Origin of the sequence: Allofournierella sp. (assembly GCF_048388525.1) — a bacterium.
In the GTDB taxonomy this organism is placed as follows: domain Bacteria; phylum Bacillota; class Clostridia; order Oscillospirales; family Ruminococcaceae; genus BQOK01.
Genome location: NZ_DBGCTQ010000092.1, coordinates 26,105 through 37,788, shown reverse-complemented (window position 1 = coordinate 37,788; position 11,684 = coordinate 26,105). Strand labels below are relative to the sequence as shown.

Genomic DNA, 11,684 nt, shown 5'->3' with positions numbered 1-11,684 from the left:
GGGCCGGCAGCCCTGCCCACGCTCTCATTCTTTTTTAGTGGCGGGTTTTTAAAGGATATCCTTTTTACTTCGCCTTGATCCCCAACTCGGCGGCCTTGGCGTTCACCTCGTCCAGCATGGCGGACAGACCCTTGCCCTCATAAGAGGCCAGCAGATCATCCACCATCTTTTCCACGGGGTCGGTGCCCATCATGATCTGCAGCAGGTCGTCGTTGGTGCTGTAGGTAAAAGCGTCCTTCAGAGGGGTCGAAAGGAACAGCACGCCGTCGTAATAGGCGGGCAGGGTGCCGTTCTTCACCGCGTCTTCGTGGCGCGCCTCGTTCAGGGCGCGGTACGCGGGCGAAATGGCCGAGGGGAAGCTGGTATCCCAGGATTCCGGGTTCCACATGGCCAGGCTGGTCAGGTTGGAGTTCGAGTTGCAGTAGGTATACTTCTCGGTGGGGTTCACGCCCTCGCGCATGACCACCTTGCCGTCCTTCACATCGTAGTCCTCGCCCTCAAAGCCACAGAACACAAGGCGGCTCCCCTCTTCGGAGTACAGGTAGTCGAACAAACGGCAGATTGCGGCCATCTTTTCGTCGTCCACCTTGGCGGAGATATAGCTCTCGGACCAGGATTCGGTGTCCACAAAGTAGTAGCGGTTGCCGTCGGCCGAGGGATACAGCTTGGCAATGCGGTTGTTTTCCAAAAAGCTGCCCGCGCCGTAAAGCTCATCGTAATCGCGGCCGATGTTGCTCTCCAGGCCGGCGGGGCCGGACCAGGCGAACACCATGGCGGCGCTTTGGCCCTGCAGGTACTTCTCCTTGCTGGTTTCCAGCTTCGCCAGGGCGATGTCTTTCTCGATCACGCCCTCGGTGTACATATCACGGGCAAACTGCATGGCGCTCACCAAAGCGTCCCGGTCTGCAAAATAGCTGGGGGCAAATTTGCCGCTCGCGTCGGCCACCCATTTTTTGTCGATGATGCCGGCATACGGATACACAAACCCGCCGATCAGTTCGGGCAGTGCCTGGGTCATGCCGGAAATGTGCTTGCCCTCGGGGTCGGCGGCCACGATCCGTTTGATCATGTCGGCAAACTCCTCATAGGTCTCGGGCTCCTTGGTCACGCCGGCGGCCTGGGCCAGGTCCCAGCGATACACCACGTTGCGGTCCAGCACGCTGTAGCTGATGTCGCCGTAGGTGGTGCGGGGGATCATGTACAGCTTGCCGTCACGGGCGGCGGCCTGGGCGCGCTCCATCTGCATGTGCTCGGCCAGGTTGGGGTAGGCCGAAAGATCCTCCGGCAGCGCGCGGATCACGCCCTGCTCGATCCAGTTGCCATAGAAGGATTTTGCCACAAAGTCGCCGGCAAAAATGTCGGGCAGCTGGCCGTTGGTGGCCCACAGCTGGATCTTTTGTTCCGAGTCGTCCCAGGTAACGTTCTGGGGCACCAGCTTCACGCCGGTCTTCTCCTCGATCTGCTTGAGCACGGGGTCGTCCGGGTTGGAAAGTGCTTCCTCCACGCCCCAAATGGCGATGGACACCTCAACAGGCGCTTTGCTTCCGGCATCTGTGCCGGAAGCAGGGTCTGCCGCAGACCCTGCGGGGGTCGGGCCGGCGCCGCCGCAGCCGGCCAGCAGCCCGGCAGCCATGGCTACGCTCAGGCCAAGCGCAAGAAAACGATTTGCTTTTTTCATGGTTCTTCTCCTTTTCTTATGGTCAGTATATCACACCACCGCGCTGGTGTGCGCGGCGAAAGCCGTTGAAAACCGCCCGCACCGGGCGTTACTCCTTCACCGAGCCGATCATTACCCCTTTTACAAAATATTTCTGCAGGAAGGGGTACACGCAGATGATGGGCACCATGGTCACAATAATGGCTGCCATCTGCACCGACTGCACGAACACTTTGGTGCCGCTCAGCATGGACTGCGCCTGGCTGCCCAGCTGGGTATTAAAGCTCACCAGCACATCCCGCAGATAAATTTGCAGGGGCTTGATGTTCTTGTCGTTGATGTAAAGGAAGGCCTCCCACCAGCCGTTCCACCGCTCCACCGCGTAAAACAGCGCAAAGGTGGCCATGAAAGGCTTCGAAATGGGCACATAAATGCGCGCCAGCACCGTGAATTCGTTGGCCCCGTCAATGCGGGCCGCCTCCTCCAGGCTGGGGGGCAGGCTTGCGAAGTAGTTTTTCATAATAATCAGGTAATAGGTGCTGATCATGGTGGGCAGGATCATGCACCACACCGTGTTGTCCAGATGCAGCTGGCACACCACCAGGTAGGTGGGGATCAGCCCGCCCGAGAACAGCATGGTAAACAGGATCATGCTTAAAAAGAAGTTTCGCCCCGCCAGCCGCTTTTTGCTCAGCACATAGGCGGCCACCACCGAAAAGGTCATGTTCAGCGCAACGCCCACAACGGTCACGAACACGGTGGTGCCCAGCGATTTGAAAAAGTACATGTCTTTCACAATGGCCTTGTAGCCGGTAAAGTCGAGCACATGGGGGTATAAGTAGGGGGAATACCGGGCGCTGGTTACCGTGTTGGAAAGCGACACGATCAGCACGTTGTAAAACGGGTACAGGGTCACAAGGGCCAGCACCCCAAACACCGCGTATAACACGACCTCAAAGGCCGAAAGCTTTTTCTTCTTTTTTATCATGGATCTTTGCGGCCTCCTTTCAGAACAACCCGTCCTCGCCCATTTTGGTGGTGATTTTGTTGGCGCCCCAGATCATGCCCACCCCGATCACCGACTTCAGCAGCCCCACCGCGGTGGTGTAGCCAAAGTTTGTACCCAGCATAAACGACTTGCGGTACACAAAGGTGTCGATGGTGTCGGCCACCGGGTATACCGGCGCGCTGTAAAGGTTGAACACCTGGTCAAACGAGGCCCCGCTCATAATGCCGCCGACCTGCAGGATCAGCATGATGCACACGGTGCTGCGGATGCCCGGCCAGGTGATGTGCAGCATTTTTTGCAGCCGGTTCGCGCCGTCGATGCCCGCCGCCTCGTAAAGCTGGGGGTCAATGCCGGTGAGCGCCGCCATGTAGATGATCGAGTCCCAGCCGAACTCCTTCCAGATATTCGACACCCAGATGAACGGCCGGAAGGAGCTCAGGCTCATCAGCGGCGCCACCTGCTCCAGCCCCAGCGTGCCCAAAAGCTGGTTCACAATGCCGTTGCTGGCAAACATGTTGATTAAAATGCCGGACAGCACTACCCAGGAGATAAAGTGCGGAAAGGTAAACACCGTCTGAAAAAACCTCTTCACCCGCGGGTGGCGGATCTCGTTCAGCAAAATCGCCACAATAATGGGCACCGGAAAGTGGAACGCCAGCTTGCCTAGGCTGAAAACAATGGTATTCTTGAAGGCCTGCCAGAACTCCGCGTCGCCGAACATGGTTTTAAAATGGTCAAAGCCCACCCAGGGGCTGTGCCACAGGCCGGTGTCGTAGCGGTAGTTGCGGAACGCCAGGGTAATGCCCCCCATGGGCAGATAACAAAAGATCAGGTACCACGCCAGTATGGGGATCAGCATCAAATACAGCAGTCGATCGTTTTTGATCCGCTTCCACAGCTGTGCGCGGCGCAGCTTTCTTTCCAGTGTCTGTTCTCTCATTGCGACCCGGCCCTTTCGTTGTTCTCACAATTGCAGTATACCTGCCCGGCCGCAGAATTGGTATGGACGAAACCAAACACTTTTCCCTGTTTATTTTTCATTTTGAGCACAATTTATGTTCAAAACTTATATTTCTCCTGCATTTATGGAGAATTTTTAGGTGGCGGACCGGCTTTTTCCATATTCCCGGCCTCAGTCCTGTGTTATACTTTTTACCAGAGCGAAAGGGGTGTGCCCATGAAAAAAATCTTTCAGCAATCCATCCTCAAGCAGTTCAAGCTGGTGCTGTATTGCCTGCTCACCCTTACCCTGGTGCTCGCGGTGATCTGCTACGGCTTCATCTACCGGCTCATGACCAAAAGCGCCGCCGCCTACGCGCAGGACACCGCAGGCCGCTTTGAGTCCGAGATCCAGTACATCCTGCGCCGGGCCGACTCTATTTTTGTAAATCTCATGTTCGATCCCAACATCGAGCGGCTGCTGCTCTCGCCCTATTCCGAGAACACGCCCGAATACATCAACTCCCTGCTGGTTCAGTTTTCCTCCTATTCCATCATGAACGAGGACATTGCCGACATCGCCCTCGTCTCGCCCGAGATCAGCTGGTCCAACTACTTTGACCCCGCCACCCTGCGCGGTTTCTGCGCCCAGATGGAAAACACCTACGACACCCGCTGCTTCGGGCTGCAGCCCTCGCCCCTTACCTCGCTGAAAAGAAACGACGAGGTGCGCCTGGTCTTTGCCCGCAACATGTACGGCATGCACAACAACCGCTCCTACGGGCGCTTTCTGGGCACAATCTTTCTTTCGCTGGACCTGCGCAAATCCCCGGTCACCCTGCCCACAGATGAAACGCTGGGCACATACTTTATCCTGAAAAGCGCCAGCGGCGCTTCCTTTTCCTTCAACTGCCCGCAGGCCCAGTGCCGGGAGATCCTGTCCCAATGGCATGACGGCGGCCCCGCCGCAGGCGGCGCCTACCTGCAAAAGCTCCAGGGCTACGACGTATACACCACCCGCATCGAGGGCACCGACCTGTACATCATCAGCGCGCTGGACCAGGCCCTGCTCACCCGCGATGTGAACCGGGCCATCACCGTGTTTCTTGCCATCTCCGCCGCGGTGTTCCTTTTGCTGGCGCTGCTCATGCGCTTTCTGCTCAAAAGCATGGTCACCCCGCTTCAAAAGCTGGCCGATTACATCGTGCGCATCCGTAACAGCCCCCCCGCCGCCCCCAAACAGGCGCTTGCGCTGCAGGGCTGCGAGGAAGTGCAGAACCTCAACCGCTCGTTTTACGAGCTGCTCCAGCGCCAGGCCCAGCTTTCCCAGGAGCTGCACGAAACCACCGTGACCCTGTACGAAACCGAGCTGGGCAAAAAGCAGGCCGAACTGGATTTTCTGCGCAGCCAGATCAACCCCCACTTTTTGTACAACGCACTGGAATCCATCAACGCCCTGGCCGCCGAGCGGGGCGTCGGCGAGATCAGCGACGCGGTGAACGCCCTGGGCAAGCTGTTCCGGTACAACGTAAAGGGCGGCGCCATTGTGCCGCTGGGCCAGGAACTGGAAACGGTAAAAGCCTACCTCACGGTGCAGCAGCTGCGCTTTGCCGACCGGCTGAACGTGATCTGCAGCGCCCGTGAAAACGCCCTGGCCGTGCCGGTCATGAAGCTGTTGGTGCAGCCGCTTGTGGAAAATGCAGTCCGCCACGGCATCGAGCCAAAAGCCGGTGCCGGCACCCTGTACATCGGCGCCCGCATCCAGGGGGCCGCCCTGGTGGTAAGCGTATACGACGACGGCGTGGGCATCCCCCCGGCCGAGCTGGCCCGGCTGCAGGCGCTCCTGCAAAGCCCGCCCGCCGGCGCCCAGGGCGATCACATCGGCCTTTTGAACGTGGCCTGCCGGGTTCGGCTTCGCTATGGCGCGGGCTACGGGCTGCAGATCGAGAGCGGACCGGGCGGGGGTACGCGGCAGATCCTCACCCTGCCCGCGGCCCTGCCGGAAAAGGAGGAACCACCATGCTGAAAGTATTGCTTGCCGACGACGAGGCCAAGGTGCTGCGCCACCTGCAAACGGCGATTCCCTGGCTGCAGCTGGGGCTCGAGATTGCGGGCACCGCTCAAACCGGGGCCGAGGCCCTCAGCCTTGCCCGCCGCCTTCCGGTGGACGTGGTCATCACCGATATCCGCATGCCCGGCATGGACGGCCTGGCCCTCTGCCAAAAGCTGCGCGAACAAAACCCCCGCACCCAGCTTATCATTCTCAGCGGCTACCAGGATTTCGCCTATGCCAAAAAGGCCATTGAGCTCCAGGTGCTGGGCTACTGTTTAAAGCCCATCGACACCGGCGACCTGATCGGCCTTTTGCGTGCCGCGGTGCGCAGCGCGCTGCAAAGCAAAGCTTCGGACGGCGACGCGCTGCTGGACCTGATCGAGGACGGTGCCCCGCACGAGATCCGCGCCGCGTTCCGTGAGCTGGGGCTCTGCTCTGCCGGGATCCATGTGGCCGCCTCGGTGGGGGTGCACAACATCGAAAAACCGCTTGCCGCCCAGCTGAGCTACAAGCTCGGCAAGCACAAGTACCTCTATTTTTCCTCCCGCCCCTTCGACCAGGCAGCCGCCGAGCGCATCATCGCCTATGCCGAGGGGCGCGGCGGGATCGGCATGCTTCCGGAGCCCTGCGGGTTTGAGCGCCTGAACGGCGCGGTGGAAAATGCGCTGGCCATGGCCTTTCAGTTTTTTGTCAGCGGGCGCCCCACTCTGTGCGGCGCCCTGGTCGCCGGCCCCCTGGCGGCCGAGGCTTTTGCCCGGCTTGAAAGCGCTTCCCAGCACCCGGGGCAGCTCAAAGCCCTGCTGGAAGAGCTTGCCCATGCCGATTGCAGCCTGATTTTCAACATCCAGTCTGCGTTCGTTTTCTGCAACCGGGTGGCCGCCTGCCCCGCCTTCGGCGGCGCGGCCGAGCACGGCGAGCGCATGCTCTACGGCTTTGAACAGCTGGCGGCCGACCACGAAAACCTCTCCTGCCTGCTGCAAAGTCTTGCGGCCGAGATCTCCCCCGCGGCGCTGCCCCGCGCGGAACCGGCCCCCTCCGGTGCCTCCGGCAGCTTTCTGCCCATCCTGCGGTATCTCGAGGAAAATTACGAGAAGGATCTCTCGCTGAAAAAAATCGCGGAACACTTTCATCTGAACGCCTCTTACGTCAGCCAGCTCATCCGCGGCGAAACCGGCCTCACCTATACCCAATACGTCACCGAATTGCGCATCAACAAGGCCAAAGAGCTACTCAAGACCACCTCCCTCAGCCTTGCCGAGATCAGCGAAGCGGTGGGCTTCAACGATTATTTCTACTTCATCAAAAAGTTCAAAAAGGAAGTGGGCGTGACCCCCGGCAAATACCTGCCCTGAACGCTTCCCCTCTCCGCTTTTTCTATCACAAACGGAAGGCCGGCCCCTTTTCAGGGGCCGGCCTTCCGTTTGTGTGTGCAGTCTCTCCGCGCCTTTTTCTTATTCTTCAGGCAGTACATTGCGCTGCAGGGTAATATACGCCATCAGGATATATACCAGATAGATAAAAAAGAACAGCCCAAGGGTCGTTCCCAGCACGGCCAAAAGGTGCCACGGGCCGGCCAGCGTGCCCGGGTCAAACGCGCTTCCCAGCGCCAGGATGAAGGGAATGGTGATGAGCACCGGGGGCAGGGAGGGCATGGTGTAAAAGATCGCGAACTGCCGGCGCAGCGTCCGCTTCATCTCGCACCGGTCCGTGCCCAGCTTTTGCAAAAGCTCGAACTGGCGGCGGTAGCGCCCGCTCTCGCTGAGCTGCTGGATGGTCAGAATGGTGGCGGCCACCATGGTGAGCACCAGCGCCAGATAAAACAGCGGGAATACCAGTATGGCGTACTGGGAGGCGTTCTCGGCCTCAACGGCGGCCTTGGTAAAGATCGTGTCGTAGCCGTCGATCGACTTGTCCCTTTCGTCCCGGATGGCGCGCAGCCCGTCGTAGGCCTCCCGCGCCACGGGCTCCGCGGTCATGGCGGCATAGATCCTGTGGCTCACGGGCCGGCTCTCAGCCACCTCGTCCGGCACCACCAGGATGAACCCACGGCCGTTGCCGTCCCAAAGGGATTGGGTAAAATTCTCGGTGCACACGCCCGCCGGCGCGAGGGTCCGGCCTCCCACCTGCACGGGTTCGGCGTAGCCCTGCAGCAGCTTTTCCAGGTATGCCATGCAGTGGATTCGGTACTGCCCGGGGCCCGGCGCGGGCACTTCCGGGTAGCCCAGCATGGCCCGCAGGGCCGCGTAATCGCTGGCTTTCATCAGGGTATCGTATTCAAAATCGCTCCAGTACTCGGCGTTCGCGGCAACAAAATCGGCCACCTGCAGGTTTTCCCCCTGGTAGACCTGGTAGAGCCTGGCTTCGCGCACCGGAACGTTTTCGTCGATGCAAGCCAGATACTCGTCAAAATACCCCTCCTCGTCGGCGGTGGAGCCGATGAACAGGTCATAACAGGTGGTCTGCTCATTCCTGCTCTGGAACATGGTGTGGAACAGCAGCCCCGTGCCCTCGCTCAAAAGCGTGGCCGTGAACAGCAGGGCGATGGTGGCCATCACCACCCCCATGGTGGCCAGCTTTGCCGAGAGGGTGCGGAAGATCAGCAGGGTGTTCCCCGCATACTTTTTTTCCGCCCGCTTTTCAAAGTAGGCGGGCACCCCGGAGGAAAAGCTGATGAAAAAGCCGAACAGGAACACAATGATGAGCGCCGCGCCCAGGATGCCCGTGGGCAGGCTGCGCAAGAGCAGCAGCGCGGTGCCCGCCACGCCGCACACGATGGAGCCGGTAAAGATCTTTTTGCGGCTGCGGCTTTTGGTCAGTATCTCCCGCTCGTTCTTCCGGTCGTACTGCAAAAGCTCGCAGATCTTCATTTTGCGGATCCGGCCGCGGCTTTTCAACAGCGCAAACAGATAGATCAGCGCAAAATACAGCAATGTCAGCCCCACCGCCGGCAGCGAAAAAGCGAAGCGGAAGGTATAGGGCGTGTGGAACAAGGCCAGCAGCACGGCCCGCAGCGCCTGGAAGATCAGGTTGCCCAGCAGCGTTCCCAGCACCAGGGCGACCCCGCCCACGGCCAGGTTCTCCAGAAAGAAAAGCCGGGCCACCTGCCCGTTTTCCAGGCCGATCAGCACATAAGTGCCCAGTTCCCGGCTGCGCCGCGCCAGCATAAAGCCGGTGGTGTAGTGCACCAGCCAGCCGATGATGCACACCACCACCGCGCTGGCCAGCACGATCACCAGCGGCAGGCTTTCCATCAGGGTGGACAGCTCGCGGATCTCCTGCGAGAAGACCAGGCCGTTGAAGGCATACATCAGCGCCGCCGCCATCACAATGGTCACAAAGTAGACCAGATAATCCCGCGCCTGGCGCCGGGCGTTGCGCATGGAAAGCTCAGATAACGTCACTCACGTCACCCCCCAACAGCGCCAGCACGTCCAGGATCTCGTGGTAGATCACAGGCCGCGTGCGCTCCCCGCGGATCAGCTCGTTGAACAAACGCCCGTCCTTGAGAAACAGCACCCGGGAGGCATAGCTGGCACTGTAGGCGTCGTGGGTCACCATCAAAATGGTGGCGCCCATCTCCCGGTTCATGCTTGTCATGATCTCCAGCAGGTTTTTCGACGCCTTCGAGTCCAGCGCCCCGGTGGGCTCATCCGCCAAAATCATCGACTGGCCGGCCACCATCGCCCGGGCGCAGGCCGCCCGCTGCTTTTGGCCGCCCGAGACCTGGTAGGGGAACTTTTCCAGCACTTCCCCGATGCCCAGCTGCCCTGCCACCTTCCGCACCCTGCTCTGCACCGTGCCGGGGTCGGCGTGGTTGATGGTGAGCGCAAGGCCGATGTTTTCTTCCAGGGTCAGGGTGTCCAGCAAATTGAAATCCTGAAACACAAACCCCAGCTTCTCACGGCGAAAACGCGCCAGCTCCTTGGGGGGCAGTTCGGCAATGTTTTCGCCGTTCAGCAAAATATTCCCTGCGCTGGGCGAGTCGATGGTGGAAATGCAGTTCAGCAGCGTGGTCTTGCCGCTGCCCGAGGCGCCCATAATGGCGATAAACTCCCCGTCCTGCACCTCAAAGCTGATCCGATCCAGCGCTTTTGTCACGTTATTTCTGTTTCCGTAGTATTTCTCGACGTTCTGTACCTGCAGCATATTGCAGCCTCCTTTGCTTATGACTCCATGATACACCAAAAGCAAAGCCGGCGGTATCGAAGCGGTATCGGTCTGCCTTACAGTTTTGTAAGGTTTTCCTTCGCGGGGAAGGTCAGGGTCACGGCCGTGCCCCGCTCCACCTCGGACTTCACCTGTACCTCGATCTGCAAAAAGCCGGCCAGCCGGCGGCAGAGATACAGCCCCATGCCCGTTGAGCCGCCGCGCCGGCGGCCGTTGCTTCCGGTGAAGCCCCGTTCAAAAATGCGCGGCAGCTCCTGCGCGGGGATGCCGATGCCATTGTCCTGCACGGTCAGCTGCACCCGGCGGCCCAGCTGCCGGCCGCTTAAAACAAGCTCCGGCGCCTCGCCCCGGTAGCGCACCGCGTTCTGCAAAAGCTGCCCCAGCATAAAGCACACCCATTTTTCGTCGGTATAAACGGTGTGATCGAGATCCTGTGTGCGGATGCGCACGCCGCTCTGGATCAGCAGCGTCTGGTGGCGCGCGATCACCCCGGCCGCAAGCTCCGCCAGGTCGGTCTGCCGGATGATAAAATCCTTTTCCGGGCTACCGGCCCGGGCGTAAAACAGGGCCCGCTCCACCTGGTTTTCGATCTGGGCCAGCTCCTGGGCCAGCTTGCGCCGGGTCTTCCCGTCGGCGCTGCGGCAGACCAGCTGGGCCGCGGTGATGGGGGTCTTGATCTCGTGCACCCAGCTCTCAATGTATTCCCGGTATTCCTGCTGGGCGGCCCGCGCGTCCGACACCTGTTCGACCATGGCCCGGCCGGAGCGGCGCATCAGCGCAAGGAGCCTGCGCTCATACAGCCCCTGGGGCTTTGGCACGCACTCGAAAAACAGGTGTTTTTGATCCAGGCCCTCCATAATGGCCTCCAGCTCCTCCAGGTGGGCGCGGCGGCGGTGATAAATAAGCACCTGCACGCCCCCCAAGCCCGCGCACCAGGCGATCGCCAGGATCGCCAGCACGCCCGGCGCCGTGCCGGTCGCAAACAGAAAGGCCACGGTGACCGCCAGCGCCGCCGCCCCGGCGACCATGCTCCCCAGCCGGTCGGCCAAAAATTCGCCAAACGTCATATCTGATACCCCATTCCGCGTCGGGTCTTGATGTAGTCGGGCAGCCCCAGCCCCCCGAGCTTTGCCCGCAGTCGGGTCATGTTGACGCTCAGGGTGTTGTCGTCGATGTAAATGCGGCTGTTCCACAAAGCCTCGATCAGATCCTCCCGCGGCACGATCCTGCCCGCGTGGTTCATCAGGTACGCCAGGATCCTGATCTCGTTGCGGCTCAGCTCGGCCGTGCCCCCGCCGCAGGAAACGGTCCCCTCGGCCAGGTGCAGCGAAAGGCCGCCCACCTGCAGCGTGTCCGGCTCCGGGGCGCTGCCGGCCCGCCGCAGCACCGCCTTCACCCGGGCCAGCAGCACGGGGATGTTATAGGGCTTGGTGATATAGTCGTCGCCGCCCAGGCTCAGCGCCCTCAGCTCGTCCATCGCGCCGTCCCGGCTGGTCACAAAAATGATCGGCGCGCCGCAGGCCCGGCGGATCTCGGCGCACAGCGAAAAGCCGTCACGCCCGGGCAGCCCCAGATCCAGCAGGATCAGGTCCGGCCCGGCGCGCCGCACCTGATCCGGGACCCCGGCAAACTCAGTGACCGGCATGGTCTGGTAGCCCTCGTTGCCCAGCAGCAGGGCCAGCTCGTCGCGGATGGCGGGGTCGTCCTCAATGATCATGATCTTTTGCATGCTGCGCCCCCTTCGCTTTATATGCCTCTATCTTAGCACAGGCCCAGGCCTCTGTCTATTCCGCTGTCCATAAGGAGCTTTTTGCCGCTGGCGGCCTCTTTTTGCGTTTCAATTCCCTTTCCACGGCAAA

Annotated in this window: 9 protein-coding genes; 2 read left to right on the top strand and 7 right to left on the bottom strand. The window is 60.7% G+C overall.

Translation table 11 applies throughout. The annotated features are described in order from the left end of the window. Positions 1 to 64: 64 nt before the first annotated feature. The 3 genes from ACMLHZ_RS10935 to ACMLHZ_RS10925 form a co-directional block, all read right to left on the bottom strand. Positions 65 to 1,678, bottom strand: coding sequence for an extracellular solute-binding protein (locus tag ACMLHZ_RS10935; RefSeq protein WP_418667754.1), 1,614 nt, complete (start codon positions 1,676 to 1,678; stop codon positions 65 to 67). 88 nt (positions 1,679 to 1,766) lie between these two features. Continuing rightward, on the bottom strand, positions 1,767 to 2,645 hold the full coding sequence (locus ACMLHZ_RS10930; protein ID WP_418667753.1) for a carbohydrate ABC transporter permease: 879 nt from the start codon (positions 2,643 to 2,645) through the stop codon (positions 1,767 to 1,769). A gap of 19 nt (positions 2,646 to 2,664) precedes the next feature. Next, positions 2,665 to 3,606, bottom strand: a complete 942-nt coding sequence (locus ACMLHZ_RS10925) for an ABC transporter permease (RefSeq protein WP_418667752.1) — start codon at positions 3,604 to 3,606, stop codon at positions 2,665 to 2,667. A 237-nt stretch (positions 3,607 to 3,843) separates the two neighbouring features. On the opposite strand from ACMLHZ_RS10925, the gene ACMLHZ_RS10920 reads away from it, so the two are divergent. After that, positions 3,844 to 5,631, top strand: a complete 1,788-nt coding sequence (locus ACMLHZ_RS10920) for a sensor histidine kinase (RefSeq protein ID WP_418667751.1) — start codon at positions 3,844 to 3,846, stop codon at positions 5,629 to 5,631. Further along, positions 5,625 to 7,010 (top strand): response regulator transcription factor, encoded by a 1,386-nt coding sequence (locus ACMLHZ_RS10915; protein WP_418667750.1) that lies wholly within the window; start codon positions 5,625 to 5,627, stop codon positions 7,008 to 7,010. Before ACMLHZ_RS10920 ends, ACMLHZ_RS10915 begins: the two co-directional genes overlap by 7 nt. Positions 7,011 to 7,109: 99 nt before the next feature. Here ACMLHZ_RS10915 and ACMLHZ_RS10910 read toward each other — a convergent pair whose 3' ends face one another. The 4 genes from ACMLHZ_RS10910 to ACMLHZ_RS10895 all read right to left on the bottom strand — a co-directional run bounded on the left by ACMLHZ_RS10910 (position 7,110) and on the right by ACMLHZ_RS10895 (position 11,554). Then, positions 7,110 to 9,059: an FtsX-like permease family protein gene (locus ACMLHZ_RS10910; protein ID WP_418667749.1), complete on the bottom strand. Its 1,950-nt coding sequence runs from the start codon at positions 9,057 to 9,059 to the stop codon at positions 7,110 to 7,112. Then, positions 9,046 to 9,804 carry an ABC transporter ATP-binding protein gene (locus tag ACMLHZ_RS10905; protein WP_418667748.1) on the bottom strand — a complete coding sequence of 253 codons (759 nt, stop codon included), beginning with the start codon at positions 9,802 to 9,804 and terminating at the stop codon, positions 9,046 to 9,048. Before ACMLHZ_RS10905 ends, ACMLHZ_RS10910 begins: the two co-directional genes overlap by 14 nt. Before the next feature lie 77 nt (positions 9,805 to 9,881). Further along, positions 9,882 to 10,892, bottom strand: coding sequence for a sensor histidine kinase (locus tag ACMLHZ_RS10900; protein ID WP_418667747.1), 1,011 nt, complete (start codon positions 10,890 to 10,892; stop codon positions 9,882 to 9,884). Next, positions 10,889 to 11,554 carry a response regulator transcription factor gene (locus tag ACMLHZ_RS10895; RefSeq protein WP_418667746.1) on the bottom strand — a complete coding sequence of 222 codons (666 nt, stop codon included), beginning with the start codon at positions 11,552 to 11,554 and terminating at the stop codon, positions 10,889 to 10,891. Before ACMLHZ_RS10895 ends, ACMLHZ_RS10900 begins: the two co-directional genes overlap by 4 nt. Between the last annotated feature and the right edge of the window lie 130 nt (positions 11,555 to 11,684).